Below are 15,750 nucleotides of genomic sequence, written 5' to 3'. Positions count from 1 at the left end.
ATTCTAGGGGGTATAAATGGCCTATTTCGGCGGAATTGGCGGTATCGGTGGTATTGGTGGCATTGGCGGTATCGGGGGCATTGGCGGCATCGGTGGTATAGGCGGTATCGGTGGAATTGGTCTCAACGCAACTGGCCTCGGCGGTTTCATCGGCGGCGGTGGCGCACTGGACTCCCTGACGATACAGGGGCTGCAAACCAGCGCACAGGCCATTGCTCATGCGGCCGGAGCCGGCGCGGCCCATCCATCCCGCGAAATCGACTTTTCATCGAGCGAAAACCTCGGGAAATGGGCAGGCTGGGTCCGGGCATCGCTCTATCTGAGCGATTTCATGAGCGAGCTTTCCTGGGAAACGAGGGACGGCACCAGCAAAGAAGTCACACTGTCATACCGGCCGCATGGCGGCGGCCATGTGCATCCCTTCTTCTCCGTGGTTCGTCCCGATGGCGACTTGTTCGACAAACAGCTGGATCTGGTACGCTCCTATATGGATCAGCGCCCGGAGCGGACAGCTGAAATCACGTCGCAGCTCGGTTTCCCGACCCCGTATTTTGCAATGATTTTGGGTCTCATATCCGGCAGGAACGACAACACGCTTGAACTGATCACCCTGACGCAGGTCCTCGCTGCGCATGTGGCCATGATCGTGAAACATCATCTTGCGATCCGGCGTCCGGACCGTATCGGGGCAGAGATCCTTCCAATGATCCCGACACCGGCGCACGGCAGCTTCCCGAGCGCTCATGCGACCGAGGCCTTTGCCGTTGTACGCATGCTGGAAGGCCTGATCGATGCGTCCGGCACACACTACCCGGACAAGGAAAAGCGTAAGAACCTATTGCGCAAACAGGCGGAACGCATTGCGGTCAGCCGCACAGTTGCCGGTGTGCATTACCCAGTCGACAGCTGGGCCGGAGCATTGCTTGGTAAGATGGTTGGCGAGATCGTTCTGAACAAGTGTGGCGCGCAAACGGAAATGCGCGGACTGAAATACGAGGCACATGCGGGTTCAGATTTCATGGTTTCGGACTACGTGCCGGCCAAATGGGGAGCACACGGTGTCACAGAACTTCAGCTCTGCGCGATCGACAAGAGCAACCAGTTCGAGTGGCTCTGGAAAAGAGCGGTCGATGAGTATGATCTTTGAGAAGGGGCACCTCTATCATGGCCGACATCACAGCAAACGGCGGTCAGGACCAGATCGTCGCACTCCGGAACTATCTCGGACCTTATGAGGCCTGGAATTTCGGCATAGGCAAGGACTACGCCTTTCCGGTCTATCGAAGCAAGGATGTCCGTTTCCTGACGGCCTTGGCCGAGCACCCCGAGCCGAAAAATCCGCACGCGCTCGCGGGCGGAGCCGAAGGCCAGCGCGGAATGTGGCTCCCCACGATTTGGGGACGGACGGACGATGTTTCCCTGAAATTCTGGCCTATCGTTGTTGAGAACCGCTCAGGCGGCGACATCGCGCCGGACTGCCTCACCCTAAATCTGAGTGAAGCCCTGCAGCCTGCAGCCGCTACGGATGCGCGCTTCAGATTGGCGTTTCCAGTGGAGGAAACGGCGATGCACCGGCTCGAGGACCGATTGCCATCAGGACCGGACTGGAGCCCCGATGCAAAGGTTCAGGCGGCGGATCTGCAGAGCAAGACGCTCAACGTTCTGGCGGTCATCGACGACGGCATTCCGTTTGCACACCGGAATTTCCGGGCTGCAGACGGAAAGCGTAGCCGGCTGGAGTTCTGCTGGCTGCAATCGGCACACAAGCGGGACGCGGACGAAACCCCTAGTGTGCTGTTCGGCTGCGAGCTGACCCGCGGGGATATTGAGCAGCTCGTTCACATTCACGGCGGTGACGAGGACGCGCTTTACGAAGAGGCGGGCGCGTCCCAGCGGCAATTCGGGTCAGGTGCAGCCATAAGGCGTCTTGCGACCCATGGCGCAAATGTCATGGATATCGCCGCGGGCGCCAACCCGGACAAGGGCGATCTTCCGCCTGAAGAGACCCGTCTCATCGCCGTGCAGCTTCCCAACACCTACGGTTGGGATACTTCCAGCTTCGGTAAGGACATGTATATGCTGTCCGCCGTGCACTACATCCTTGAACGTGCGGAGCGGATTGCAGCCGGCTACGGCGTCCCGGACATTCGCGTGACCATCAACATCAGCTACGGGTTTTCGGCCGGCCGACACGACGGCAAGGGAGAACTGGAAGCTGCCATTGACGAGTTGGTCGAAAAGCGCCGGGAACTGGGCAGGCCAACGGCGATTGTCATTCCATCGGGAAACACGTTCCTGGATCGTCTCCACGGCGAAATCAGGGCCGAAGACCTCGGCTCCGGCACGTTCGACTTTACCTGGAGAGTTCAACCGAACGACCGTTCATCCAATTATCTTGAGATCTGGTTCCCGGATCAGCTCGATCCCGGTGATTTTGGCATCGAGGTCGCGAGCCCGTTCGGGGAGGTGAAGGCGGGTCTCGTGCTGCAGCCGGATCCGGCATACCAGCACGGCGATCCGAGAAACTTCGAGACCATCCGCACCGGTCCGGGCGATGCGATCGGGCAGATCAGTCTTGACAACCACAGGCGATCGGGGCGCTGGCGCGTTCTGATCGCGCTCGCTCCGAGTGAGCCGCACGACGCCACCCTCGCGGCGGCGCCTGCCGGTGACTGGAAAGTCTGGCTGAAACGGGACTCGGCGGCGCCTTCCGACCATGAACCGATCTATTTGTGGGTGCAAAGAGACATTGATCTGGAGGCTTTTCTTACCGGCTCCCGGCAAAGCTATCTCCACGATAACGGCTATCGTCTCTTTGACGACAGGGGCAGCGGGGAAGACATCGACCGGCCCGAAAGCTATGTCAAACGCTTCGGCAGCATCAATGGCATGGCGACGGGTGTGACCACTCTGGTGGTTTCCGGGGCAGTGCCGCGCGTCGGAGCGTTGCCGGGAAATGCAGAAATAGAAGCATCGAGCTTCAGTTCGGCCGGCAAGTCGGGCGCTGGTGACGCGGTTGGCAGTGTTGATTGTGCGGCCCCGGCCGACCGATCGAACATCAGTCCGGGTATCGTCGCGGCCGGGACGCGCAGCAGTTCCTATGCGTCGGTGCAGGGAACCAGTGTCGCGGCCCCGCTTGTTGCGAGACGGATGTCGGAAGCTTTCGCGACGCGTTCCGACGCAGATGTCAAGAATGCGGAAGCAGAAAATTATATTCCGATCTTGAAAAAGCTCGAATTGCCAAGCCTCAATGATGACGAACGTGCGCGCTTTGGCAGATATCTTATAATCTGAACAGATAAATTCACCAGGTTTACTGTTTGGCCCGGTTTTAACCGGGCCTTTCTTTTTGCCTTGTGTCGAATTCACGCTTTTCTCACGCGCGTGAAGACGTTGAATATTGTAGAAAAATACTCATCAACGACGCACTCAAGTGGGGATCTGAGCGGATCGGGAAGACTGCGTTGATGCGGACCGGTAGGGGCGGTTCGCACTCGAAAAAGTGAGCGGGATCTGCCGTTTCTCTTTTTCATTGCGCAAACCGACCATGCTTAGGAGGTAGCCATGTACGCTGATATCCTGGAAGCGACAGTCCTGAACAACACGCGGTACGAAAAGGATCCGAACAGATGTCTTGCCTATCATGTTCTTGACGATACGCGAGCGCCTTTGAGCCAGGTACAGGTTGCTGCCGAGTGGTCGGCTTCAGGCAAGGGAGAGGACACGCATCCGATCAGGATCAGCCGGTCACCGTTGCGCGTCTGCGCCGGCGGCGATTCATGGATCAACGTCGTGATCGAGGTCTCCCGCTACCTGGGATACAACAGGACGTTTTTCGATATTCTGGAAGGCTACTACGAGACCGCAAGCTCGGCTTGGCCGGGGCACAGCTTTGACGACGTCGTGGCCGAAAAGCCCTTCCGTGTGCATGTCGACAGGGGCGCCTACGACTATCTCGTGTTTTCCGGCGGAGGTGACGAGGTTCTCGGTGGCTGTGCCTTGACCAAGCTGCTCAAGGACCGGAGTGCGGGGTTCGGATCCGACGATCCCGAGGACTTCCTCCAGATGGAAAAACTGGAGGAAATCCTGGAGAGGCTGAAAAGCGGTTATGTCGAGATCGCGCGTTACCTTAACGCGAACGCTCCGCGCACCCAGCTTCTCGTGCATGGCTACGACTATCCCGTTGCCCACAGTGACGGGCCCTGGTTCGGCCGTCCGTTCATCAAGCGCAACTTCCGCTTCGAGGCAGACAGGGACCTGATCCACGCGATCCTTGCCTATCTTGTTGACCGGTTCTACGGCTTCCTGCAGGAAGTCGACGATGCCCATCCGAATGTGACGGTGGTCGACATTCGCAACGTGGTTCGCGGACGCTGGACGGATGAATTTCATCCCGACCTGGATGCGTCCAAAGACATTGCGGGCTTTTACCGCAACCTGATCGATGGATATCCCATCGTCTGACGCACTCGTTTCGCGGGCAACCGCACAAGACCTTTTTGCCGACGGGCCATCCGGCCCCGAAGCGCCAGACCTTTGAACATACATTGCTTTTTAGTTCTAATCGGTGGCGGAGATCTTCTCCGCCACTTATTTTTTTGAGGAAGCAATAGAGAAGGTGCTGCTCTGCCATTGGGATTGGAGCGGGTGAAGGGAATCGAACCCTCGTCTTAAGCTTGGGAAGCTTAAGACCGTATTTCGACTAAATGCGCTAGAGATCGATAAAATATTGGAAAATATATAAATTCTATGTATCGTAATACGACTGATTGCGATGAGCCTTGTGTTGATTTGCTTCCCTATGCTTCCCTATTGCTTCCCCGTTAAACTCAGACAAAAGCCTTTGGGAGCCAAACATCGTGGGAGATCGAAGCGTGGCATTAGGACAACTGCCGAGAAATGCCGTTCATGCTGTCCATACTGTCTAAGTATCCGATTGGTGTTGAGGAAACACTTGGCAGAATGCAGTTGCACCGCTGTCCATTTGCTGTTTGCAACTATGTGAGAGACAGTTTGACGCGTCGATATCAAATTCCGCTTCTAGGCTGCAGCCTCTTGGATAAGGGACCGTATTGGGCGTCGCACATAAGACGGGTGAAAATACCCCGACGTTTCACCAGTAGCTCTCTCTGCAATCGATACACGCGTTTTTGCACGCACGCTTTGGGATACACGTAGAGATGATCAACGACTGTTTTAGGGACCGTACAAAAACGTCGGCTGGCTGCGGGCGGCAGACTCCCGGCGGTTCATCAGCCTGACGCCAAAATTGAAGCCTAAAGTCTAAATTTGAGGACCAAAATTGAGACTGGGAAAGAGGTTAACCAAACGAGCTGTCGATGCTGTGCACGCGGGTGAAAAAGAGATCATGCTCTGGGACGGTGACCTTCGCGGTTTCGGAGTTCGTGTCAAACCCAGCGGAACCAAGACCTATTTTATCCAATATCGGAATTCCCGCCGCCGAACGCGCAAGTTTTCAATCGGTCAGCACGGGATGCTTGCACCAGATGAAGCCAGGAAGATCGCTCGTCAGCTACTTGCCGAAGTCGCTCGGGGCGCCGACCCATCCGCGGAGCGAAAGACCAGAAGAGATGCGGAGACTGTATCCAAGTTCCTTGATCGATTTGAAAAGGAGCACATCGCCGAAAACCTTGCCGTTAGCACTGCGAAAGTTTGGCGGTATTTGATCAAGACCCATATTCGTCCAGCTCTGGGGTCGTTCTTGATCGCTGCGGTCACCAAACAGGACATCATCAAGCTGCACAGGTCTGTACCAGGGCAGGGCCGGCAAGCCAACAACGTTCTCACTGTCTTAAGTAGTGTTTTCGCCAAAGCGGAAGAATGGGGCGCCCGCCCGGAAGGAAAAAGCCCGGTCGCGGGTGTGCAAAGGCACAAAGAAAAGGTCCGTGAACGGTTTCTTTCCGATCAAGACATAACGCACCTCGGCAAGGCACTGCGGTCTGCCGAAGAAGGCGACAGCGAGCACCCGATCCACCTTGCAGCGGTGCGTCTTCTCCTCTTCAGCGGCGCGCGCACCTCGGAGGTGCTCTCGTTGGAATGGCGGCATGTTGATTTCAACAATGGGCTTGTCGCTTTTCCTGGGGTTAAGGGGGGTGAGCGCCTTTCCCACCCAGTGAGCGGCCATGTGATTGACATTCTGCAAGGCCTGCCGCGGGTTAAGGGATCTCCTTGGATTCTGCCGATGCCAACAAATCCAGCGGAACACGTACCTTATCATCAGATACGTCGCTGTTGGGACAGATTGAGGACCAAAGCGAAACTTCACGATGTTCGTTTGCATGATCTTCGACACACGGTTGGCACCTTCGGTGGTCAACTGGGAGCAAACGCGTTCATGGTTCGGGACATGCTGCGCCACCGAACATTAGCGATGACAAGCCGATACGCCAATCGAGACAACCACCCCGTTCGAGAGTTGTCAGAAAAGGTCGCCGGTCGCATATCGGCGGCGCTGCAAAATAATCGCCCGGATGAGGATGAGGAGGCGATGGGCAAAAATGAATGAGTCGCCAATCTCCTACGAAATCTGGTTGCCAGACGGATTTTCGCTAGAATTGGAGAAACTTAATAGTCTTAAAATCAAGAAAAGTCGCTCCAAGTCCTCCACAACCGGGGAAGTACTCTCTCCGCAAGAAGCTAGATCATTGGATAGGGGCACTCGGGACGTTGCCTTGTGGCATCGCTTGTTCGGAGCCGAATTGCCCATCCAGGGTGTCGCAAGGCCTTGCGCGGTGGCAATTCCGCCAGATTGGAAGTCTTGGCAACGGCCGTCTTCGCCGTTCGCACGATGTGCGTTCGATGTTCAAATAGAAGAAGCTCTATCTCGTGGTGGTTGCGGCTTTCGACAACGTCTTGAGATCAAAGGTGTCCGTTGCCTCTATTTGGAGGTGAGGGCGGAAATCCGTCGCTGGTTCTGGGATATTGAGCTAGCGCATGGTGGCTACATTGAAAGAAACAAAATTGCGGAAAAGCTGAGATTACTCCTTGATACGAGTTCGGAAGCGCTTAGAGCGCTTGAGAAGATGGGAGATGTAATCTCTTACCTTTCGTCTTTTGAATTTCCCCACGACCAAGACAAATTTGATGCGACTACGAAGATTTGGGAACTTTATGACGAAGAGATATTCGATCACCGCATATCAGACATTGTTGAGTACATTTTGAACCTGAGTGGGCCGACCGAGCGATACATCAAATACTACTCTCCTCTAGACCAAGGGAGGCAGAACGGCGGATCAAAGAGGCGAGGGCGAAAACGAGGCGTTGGAATTGATATCCGACGCAGGCTATTTGGCATAAATGGAATGGCTTTGTTTTCGTTTTTGAAAGAGGCATTTCCCGGTGAGACAAACAGGTCCTTTGAAGGGTTCTTGTCCGAACTCGAGCATGTGTTCTTCGCCGATGAAGATACGATGGCGCAATTTCCCTCGGAGGCACCATTGGCCAATCAGAAGGACATCAGGAGCCTTGCAGACAACACGGTTCGACTCCTTAAAGAAATCGGTTCTGTAGAACGACACCAGTTAGTGCCTAAGGACTTCGAGGGCCTTCAACGGACGCGGAATTTTCTGCGCGAACGTTTTGAAGAGAATGTATGGAACAGTTGGGAGGAAACGGCGTCAGGACTGTGGCCTCATCAACCAGGTGCCCGCGACCCCAGCTAATTGAGCGTAAATTTCCTTTTTAAGGTGGGGCGCTAAACCGCACTACTTTGCTATCGAACTTCTGCGAAAAACACATCGTAGGAGCGAATTCGATGATGAACCTGGTTGAACAATTCGATCCCGATCGACTGATAAACGAGCAGGACGCTGCCAACTTTCTGTGCGTCAGTTTCAGGACGCTTCAAGCGTGGCGTGTGCGCGGTGGTGGTCCGAAGTTCTGCAAGATCGGTCGTGCGGTACGCTACCGTCGTGCGGATTTGTTAGCCTTTGCGACTTCGAACTCTGCCCACTCGACCACAGAAGCCGACGCTAAGCGTGCGGAGCGCTCCAAATGAGGCGCCGGCAGATCAACTTCGAACGGATCTCCACAGCAACGCTGTTGTGTTCAGAAGTGCTTGTGGAACGTTGGCTACCCGACGGAAAGCGGGAAGGTGCCGAATGGGTCGCACGCAATCCCCGACGAAACGATCACAAACCTGGCTCTCTGAAAATCAATCTTCAAAGCGGCAAGTGGGCTGATTTTGCAACCGGCGAGGGTGGCCGTGATCTGGTCGCCCTGGCAGCATACTTGTTTGATTTATCGCAGCCAGATGCGGGGCTCAAGGTGGCGAAGATGTTGGGGATCCATGCGCACGATGACTGATCCCTTCGCACCTCTAGTTCCTGGCGGTGGGCAAACCGGCCGAAAAAAAGAGCAAAACTGGAAAGCGGTGTTTCCAGTGCCTGCGAATGCACCTGCGCGACCCACGACCCATCCTCAGCGTGGTATGCCTTCCGCTTGTTGGACTTATCGCGATCCGGGTGGCCAGCACTGTGCGTATGCTGTGCGTTTTGATGGTGAAGACGGAGACAAGGTCGTTTTACCCTTGACCCGGCAGGTGGACACGAAGGGGCAGGGTTGTTGGCGATGGGCGGCAATCGAAAAGGATCGGCCACTTTATTGTCTCGACCAACTGTCGCGACATCCAAACAAAACGGTTTTGGTTTGTGAAGGGGAAAAAGCGGCCGAAGCCGCACAAGCGCTCTTGCCAGACTTTGTCGCAACCACCAGCAGCGGTGGCTGCAAGGCCGCAACAAAGTCGGATTGGTCAATGCTTGCCGGTCGCCATGTGTTGATCTGGCCTGACGCGGATGCTCCAGGCCAGGCCTATGCTTCAGAAGTGGCGCACCTAGTCCTGGCCGCAGGTGCCAAATCTGTGGCGGCCATCGAGCCTCCAGAAACTGTGGAACCTGGGTGGGATGCGGCCGATGCGCTGAAGGAAGGATGGAATGAACAGAAGGCCAAGTGCCTTCTTGCGCAAGTGAAGGAAATTGACCGGACCACCTTGTCCAAGTCGCGAACACGCAACACTCGGTCTGGGTTGAGCTCCACATCTCCACTTTGCAACCCAGTTAATCCCGATTCAAGCAACTCTGTGACAGTCGAAGAAGGCGACGAGTCTGGCAACAATCAAAAACGCAAACGTCCACCGCAACGTGACCAGGTGTTGAGCGTGTGCGAGACCGTAGAGCTTTGGCATGACGAAGGTTTCGACGCCTGGGCCACTTTCGAAGTTCGAGGACACCATGAGAACTGGCCTATTCGCTCGAGAGAATTTCGTCGGTGGATTGCTGCCAGGCATTATTCGGAATGCGGTAGCACTCTTGGCAGTCAGGCGATGGAAGACGCGTTGCGCGTACTGGATGCCCGGGCTGTCAACGAGGGCGAACAACACACTGTTTTTGTGCGCTCAGGACAAACCGAAGGAACGATCTGGATCGACCTCTGCGACAGGGATTGGCGAGCAGTCAAGATCACTCCCGGCGAATGGAGTGTTGTTGAACAGGCGTCTTGCAAGTTTCACCGCTGCCAGGCAATGCTCCCGTTTCCAGAACCCGACAAGGGTGGTTTTATTGAAGAATTGCGTAACTTCATTCGGGTTTCGAAAGAAGAAGACTTTTTGCTGATTGTCGCCTGGCTTGTCATGTCGCTACGGCCATACGGCCCTTATCCCATCATGCTGGTCAACGGAGAACATGGCAGCGCCAAGTCCACTACGAGCAAGATGTTGCGCAAACTTGCAGACCCTGCCCGCGCCCCATTGAGATCCGCGCCGAAGGATGATCAGAACGTCGCAGTGGAAGCGGCAAATGCTTGGGTGATTGCGATCGACAATTTGAGTGGGATGCCGAATTGGCTTTCGGACGCACTCTGCAAGGTTGCTACGGGTTCAGGGTTGACGACACGCAGACTTCACACGGACCGGGAGCAAGAGGTCTTTGACGCGGCGCGTCCGATTGTTCTCAACGGGATCAACGACCTGGCTGAGAGAGGTGACCTGGCTTCGCGCGGAATTGCGATCAATTTACCTGCCATTCCGGACAGTGAACGACGATCCGAGGATGAAATTTGGGCGGACTTCGATGAGGCCTGGCCACGTTTGCTTGGGGCGTTGTTCGTCGGTTTGTCCCGTGCAATGCAGCGCAAAAGTTCGGTTCAGTTGAGCCGACTTCCGCGCATGGCTGACTTTGCCAAATGGGCAGAAGCTGCAGCGCCCGCATTTGGCTGGGAAGAAGGTCAATTTCTAGCTGCGTATGAAACAAATTTGAAAGGTGTAACAGAAAGCAAATTCGAGAACGACGCTCTTGCCGTCGCAATACGAGACAAGCTTTTTGAAGAATTTCCGGAAGGGTTCACCGGAACGCCAACCTCGTTGTTCAATACAATAATGCAATACGCTCCCGATGCCAGGGAACAGCGACGCGGTTGGCCAACAAATCCCGCGACTCTCGGGAAGCAACTTCGGCGAATCGCCCCCATGTTGCGGACGGTCGGGATCGAGTTTGAAAGCGGCCATTCGGGAGATCGGATGTGCCGATTGTGGAGAAATCGAAAATAGTGGAAAACGTGACAGACTTGTTACGGTGACCTTTGTGACCTCCAAAGACACCTTCTTGGCTAACAAAAAGCCGTTTTGGGGCCGGAGAACGAACCCGCTGCGCGGGAGGTCGCGCGTGGCAAGGACACGGCAAATCCTTGACGGCTGTGTTTTGATTGAGCGTCGGCGGTCCTGAGCGGACCATTTGGTTCCTTTCAACCAGAAGGAACCAAACAATGACCGAAGTTACATCCATTTCCCCCGTCAGTCGGTTGCGGCAGCGACTGATCGAAGATATGAACCTGCGCCACTTCTCCATGGAGACGCAGCGCAACTACACGCGCGATGTCGGACGTTTCGCGACTTATCTCGGTCGACCTCCCGATACGGCTACAGCCGAAGACCTGCATCGATTCCAGATCGAGCAGCGCGAAGCCGGTGTCCCGGTGCCGACGATGAACAGCATCGTGTCGGCGCTGCGCTTCTTCTTCACCAACACGGTCGACCGGCCGGATCTAGCGCGCAAGCTGGTTCGAGTGAAGAGCATGCGCAAGCTCCCTGTTGTTCTGAGCCGGGACGAAGTGACCCGTCTGCTCAACGCGACCACCTGCCTCAAGCACCAGGCGGCCCTGTCGGTCGGCTACGGCGCAGGCCTTCGTGTCGCGGAGATATCGATGCTCAAGGTCCGCGACATCGATAGCGAGCGTATGCTGATCCGGGTTGAGCGCGGCAAGGGCGGACAATATCGCAATGCCATGCTGTCCAAAGACCTGCTCACCCTGCTGCGGCACTGGTGGAAGGTCGGCCACCAGCAGGGCGTGATGCATCGCGACGGCTGGCTGTTTCCGGGACAGCATTACTCTAAGCCGATCAGCACGCGTCAGCTCCACCGCATCGTCGTCGAAGCGGCACGGGCCGCCGACATCGGCAAGCGGGTCTGCCCGCACACTTTGCGCCACAGCTTCGCCACCCATCTGCTGGAGGACGGCATCGATATCCGGGTGATCCAGGTCCTGCTCGGGCATGCCAAGCTGGAGAACACCGCCTTTTATACCAAGGTCGCGACCCGTACGGTGCGCACTGTCATCAGTCCGCTCGACAAGCTCGGTATCTTCTCTGTCGCAGACACCGCGCCCGATGGCTGAGGCGTGTCCGCCTCACTTGAGGTCGCCGACATCTTCCGCGCTGCCGGGCCCGCCTACCGGGCTTCTCATGCCGGACACCTGAGCCTCGCCCAGCTCAGGGTGATGTCGGCGGTCGAACACTGCCGCACAGCTGCATTGGGCGGCCACGTCGAAGCCTGCGAGGACTGCGGCCACTGGCGCATCGCCTATAACAGCTGCCGCAACCGACACTGCCCCAAGTGTCAGGGCGCTGCCGCGCGCGCCTGGTTGGCCGAGCGGGAAGCTGACCTCTTGCCGGTCGGCTACTTCCATGTCGTCTTCACGCTGCCCGCCGAGGCCGCCGCCATCGCCTTCCAGAACAAGGCTCTGGTCTACGATCTGTTGTTCCGCGCCGCGTCGGAGACGATGCTGATGATCGCTGCCGACCCGAAGCACCTTGGCGCCCGCATCGGCATCACAGCCGTGCTGCATACTTGGGGATCGGCGATGACCCACCACCCCCATGTGCACATGATCGTGCCGGGCGGCGGCATCTCGCTCGATGGGACGCGCTGGATATCGTCGCGCCCCGCATTCCTCTTGCCAGTGCGGGTGCTGGGCAAACTGTTCCGCCGCCTGTTTCTGACCCGGCTGATCGCGCTTCACGATAAAGGACAGCTCGCCTTCTTCGGATCGATGGCCCCATTGGCCGAGCGGCGCGCCTTTCTGAAGCATCTATCACCGGTGCACAAAAAGCGGTGGGCCGTCTATGCCAAGGCCCCCTTCGCCGGACCGGAGGCGGTTCTTGCCTATCTCGCTCGCTACACGCACAGGGTCGCCATCTCCAATCGCCGTCTCATCGGCTTCGACGAGAACGAGGTCACCTTCCGTTACAAGGACTACCGCCGCACTGGTGCCGACCAGCGGCAGGTCATGACCCTCTCCACCGACGAGTTCATCCGCCGCTTCCTGCTCCATGTCCTGCCGCGCGGCTTCCACCGTATTCGCCACTACGGCCTTCTTGCCGGCAGCTCTCGCAAGACCAGCCTCGATCGCGCTCGAGAATTGCTGAGCGTTGTCCCACAGCCCGAGGATGACGAACCAGAGGTGTCCGATGCACGGCCGCCATGTCCTTGCTGCGGTGGGCACATGATCATCATTGAGACCTTCGCCCGCTGGCAACAGCCCCGGGCACCACCGCACTGCGCCGCGTCAAACCGGGAGACTGGGCCATGACCCGGCATCGACAGACTGGACACCATCCCGGAGCCTTTGCGCTCCGGCGAAGGCTCCGCTGTGCCCAAGCCGCCATTCCAACCGTTGCGATGATCATCAGCACCGCTCGGCCACATCACTGGCAACACACGAAACCGGTTGTTGGCGGTGCAAACGTATCAGACGATACGCTCCCTCAAGCGACCAACGTAGGGAACAAGACCAGCCGGAAATAGAAATCCCCATAACACAGTATCTGCGGCACGCGGGTTCGGTCCTCGGGGACTTTCGTACGCCTGACGGCACCCGAAACTCTTCACGGAAGCGGACTGGCGGGTTATTGTAGTAGAAACGTAAAGCGGACATGACAGCTGCGCCCGGATGCGGACATTAACGGCCCGGAGCGGACGTTGGTGTGAACCCCAGCGAAGGACCGGAACGAGCCCAAGGTGGTCAATGGAAATTTATGCTGCGGGCGCAAGCAGGAATTCTCTTGGATTTCGAACGGGCTTTCTATATCAGCTCGCCATCAACCTCGCGGCAACCTCCGAGTAGACCATTAGATCCGCATATTTCTGATCCATGTCGAATAGGTTGGCATCATGCGGTCCGATGGCCCGGTCACCTACGCAGTCTGTGACAACAATCGGTCTGAAATTGTAGCTCACCGCGTCCACCACACTTGCCCGAACACAGCCGCTTGTCGTGCAGCCAGCCACAATGACCGTATCGACCTGCCTAGCGATCAGATTGCCGGCTAAGCCGGTATCAAAGAATGCGGATGCCTGTCGCTTTCGCACGATGAGTTCACCGGATCTCGGGGTCAGTTGATCGACAATTTGGCCGGCTGGAGCCTGTTCTGTAAACTGCGGAAGTCCGGTCGCTTTCAAACAGAACATGCCAACATCGGAGCCATCTATCGCATAAACCATCCGCGTGAAAACCACTGGGATGCCAACACGGCGGGCCACGTCGAGCAGCTTTACCGATTGCGCGGCAGCCGCTGCAATATTACCGCCGCCGAACTGATCGGGATCGATGAATCCATTGACAAAATCGACAATAAGCAGCGCTGGTGATGTGCCAAAGCCGACGGAACCTCCGTAGCCTTGTCGCTGATAAATATCCGGACCGTTCATGGCAATCTCTGATCCATGGTTGCAACCCGTGGATCATACCAGCAAACCCTGCAGTTCCACTACCTCAACTTTGCGGTCGACAAAGCGAAAAAGCCAATTCTCCGCACAGCAAATTGGGCGCGTCAGCTTTGTCCGCACTACCGCCAATTGTTCCAGGCGCATCAAACGTCAGCTCCCCGCCCATCCTGTGAAATTGCTTCGCCTCAAATGGATGTTTGCTTTTGGGCGCAGGCTTCATGAGGCGAACGTCCGGAATGGCTAAGGTTTTCGGGTGCCGTTAGGCGTACGAAAACCTCTCATGCAGGAACCCGCGGTCCGCGCATTGCAGGCTATGGGGTTTTGTTTTTTTCGGCAGGTCTGGGGCAGTTACGATCAGCAACAATTGGTGGGCAGATCGGGGTGCGCAATGGCCTTTCCGGCGTTAGAGCAGCGCTTGTCGCATTGGCCTGTTGCGGGTTTGCGCGGCTGAGAGCCGTCCTGTTTTCGCAGAGCGCAAGCCGTCTCATCGGCTGATGCCGTTGCAGGGCGGCCGGTTGATCGAACAGGCCATGCCGGGTCATGGCGCAGTCTCCCGGGTTGACGCGGCACAGTGCGGGGGTGCGCGGGGCTGTTGCCAGCGGGCGAAGGTCTCGATGATGATCATGCGTCCACCACAGCAAGGGCATGGTGGCCGAGTATCGGACACCTCTGGCGCGTCGTCTTCGGGTACTGTAGCGACGCTCAGCAATGCGCGTGCACGATCGAGACTGGCCTTGCGAGAGGTGCCGGCAAGGAGGCCGTAATGGCGAATACGGTGGAAGCCGCGCGGCAGGACATGGAGCAGGAAGCGTCGGATGAACTCGTCGGTGGCGAGGGTCATGACCTGCTGCCGGTCGGTGCCGCCACGGCGGTAATCCTTGTAGCGGAAGGTGACCTTGTTCTCGTCGAAGCCGATGAGGCGGCGGTTCGAGATGGCGACCCTGTGGGTGTAGCGCGCCAGATAGGCGAGTACCGCTTCCGGTCCGGCGAAGGGCGGCTTGGCGTAGACGATCCAGCGTTTGCTGCGCACAGGCTTCAGGTGACGCAGAAAGACGCCGCGGTCCGCCAAATGGGCCATAGATCCGAAGAAGGCGAGCCGGCCGGCATCGTGGAGCGCGATCAGCCGGGTCAGGAACAGGCGACGGAACAACTTGCCCAGGGCGCGCACCGGCAGGAGGAATGCGGGGCGTGACGATATCCAGCGCGTTCCGTCGAGGGAGATGCCGCCGCCCGGCACAATCATGTGCACATGGGGATGGTGGGTCATCGCCGATCCCCAAGTGTGGAGCACCGCTGTGATGCCGATGCGGGCGCTGAGGTGCTTCGGGTCGGCGGCGATTGTCAGCATCGTCTCTGAGGCAGCCCGGAACAACAGGTCGTAGACCAACGCCTTGTTCTGGAAGGCGATGGAGGCGATCTCGGCGGGCAACGTGAAGACGACGTGGAAGTAGCCGACCGGCAAGAGGTCGGCCTCCCGCTCGGCGAGCCAAGCGCGCGCGGTGGCACCCTGGCACTTGGGGCAGTGCCGGTTGCGGCAGCTGTTATAGGCGATGCGCCAATGCCCGCAGTCCTCGCAGGCCTCGACATGTCCGCCCAAGGCAGCTGTGCGGCACTGTTCGACCGCCGACATCACCTTGAGCTGGGCAAGGCTCAGGTGTCCTTCATGGGTTGCCCGGTAGGCGGGACCGGCAGCGCGGAAGATGTCAGCGACCTCGATTGAGGTGCGCACTTG

12 protein-coding genes are annotated in these 15,750 nt (G+C 57.4%); 10 read left to right on the top strand and 2 right to left on the bottom strand.

Annotation, left to right across the window (positions count from 1 at the left end):
* Window positions 1-16 precede the first annotated feature (16 nt).
* The 10 genes from RDA78_RS28565 to RDA78_RS28520 all read left to right on the top strand — a co-directional run bounded on the left by RDA78_RS28565 (window position 17) and on the right by RDA78_RS28520 (window position 12,882).
* Window positions 17-1,147 carry a phosphatase PAP2 family protein gene (locus RDA78_RS28565; RefSeq protein ID WP_434053124.1) on the top strand — a complete coding sequence of 377 codons (1,131 nt, stop codon included), beginning with the start codon at window positions 17-19 and terminating at the stop codon, window positions 1,145-1,147.
* A 17-nt stretch (window positions 1,148-1,164) separates the two neighbouring features.
* Entirely contained in the window at window positions 1,165-3,294 is a 2,130-nt protein-coding gene (locus RDA78_RS28560; RefSeq protein ID WP_434053123.1) for a hypothetical protein, read from the top strand.
* A gap of 270 nt (window positions 3,295-3,564) precedes the next feature.
* Window positions 3,565-4,464 (top strand): hypothetical protein, encoded by a 900-nt coding sequence (locus RDA78_RS28555; RefSeq protein WP_434053122.1) that lies wholly within the window; start codon window positions 3,565-3,567, stop codon window positions 4,462-4,464.
* 838 nt (window positions 4,465-5,302) lie between these two features.
* Complete coding sequence (locus tag RDA78_RS28550) at window positions 5,303-6,526, top strand: tyrosine-type recombinase/integrase (protein WP_434053121.1); 1,224 nt, start codon at window positions 5,303-5,305, stop codon at window positions 6,524-6,526.
* Window positions 6,527-6,692: 166 nt separating this feature from the next.
* Window positions 6,693-7,685, top strand: coding sequence for a hypothetical protein (locus tag RDA78_RS28545; protein WP_434053120.1), 993 nt, complete (start codon window positions 6,693-6,695; stop codon window positions 7,683-7,685).
* 92 nt (window positions 7,686-7,777) lie between these two features.
* The gene (locus RDA78_RS28540; protein ID WP_434053119.1) at window positions 7,778-8,020 is read left to right on the top strand and encodes a helix-turn-helix transcriptional regulator; all 243 of its coding nucleotides are present in this window, start codon (window positions 7,778-7,780) and stop codon (window positions 8,018-8,020) included.
* Window positions 8,017-8,328, top strand: a complete 312-nt coding sequence (locus tag RDA78_RS28535; protein WP_434053118.1) for a hypothetical protein — start codon at window positions 8,017-8,019, stop codon at window positions 8,326-8,328. Before RDA78_RS28540 ends, RDA78_RS28535 begins: the two co-directional genes overlap by 4 nt.
* A complete protein-coding gene (locus RDA78_RS28530) occupies window positions 8,321-10,564 on the top strand; it encodes a DUF6371 domain-containing protein (protein WP_434053117.1) in 2,244 nt (747 codons plus the stop codon). Before RDA78_RS28535 ends, RDA78_RS28530 begins: the two co-directional genes overlap by 8 nt.
* 215 nt (window positions 10,565-10,779) lie before the next feature.
* A complete protein-coding gene (locus tag RDA78_RS28525; RefSeq protein WP_434053116.1) occupies window positions 10,780-11,688 on the top strand; it encodes a tyrosine-type recombinase/integrase in 909 nt (302 codons plus the stop codon).
* A 3-nt stretch (window positions 11,689-11,691) separates the two neighbouring features.
* Window positions 11,692-12,882: an IS91 family transposase gene (locus RDA78_RS28520; protein ID WP_434053115.1), complete on the top strand. Its 1,191-nt coding sequence runs from the start codon at window positions 11,692-11,694 to the stop codon at window positions 12,880-12,882.
* A 497-nt stretch (window positions 12,883-13,379) separates the two neighbouring features.
* Here RDA78_RS28520 and RDA78_RS28515 read toward each other — a convergent pair whose 3' ends face one another.
* Together RDA78_RS28515 and RDA78_RS28510 are read right to left on the bottom strand one after the other, a co-directional pair.
* Window positions 13,380-14,000: an isochorismatase family protein gene (locus RDA78_RS28515; RefSeq protein WP_434053114.1), complete on the bottom strand. Its 621-nt coding sequence runs from the start codon at window positions 13,998-14,000 to the stop codon at window positions 13,380-13,382.
* 556 nt (window positions 14,001-14,556) lie between these two features.
* Window positions 14,557-15,747 (bottom strand): IS91 family transposase, encoded by a 1,191-nt coding sequence (locus RDA78_RS28510; protein WP_434053052.1) that lies wholly within the window; start codon window positions 15,745-15,747, stop codon window positions 14,557-14,559.
* Window positions 15,748-15,750 lie beyond the last annotated feature (3 nt).

Source organism: Roseibium sp., from assembly GCF_051016195.1.
In the GTDB taxonomy this organism is placed as follows: Bacteria; Pseudomonadota; Alphaproteobacteria; order Rhizobiales; family Stappiaceae; genus Roseibium.
Note: the sequence above shows the minus strand (reverse complement) of the source record. Positions and strands in the feature narration are given on the sequence as shown.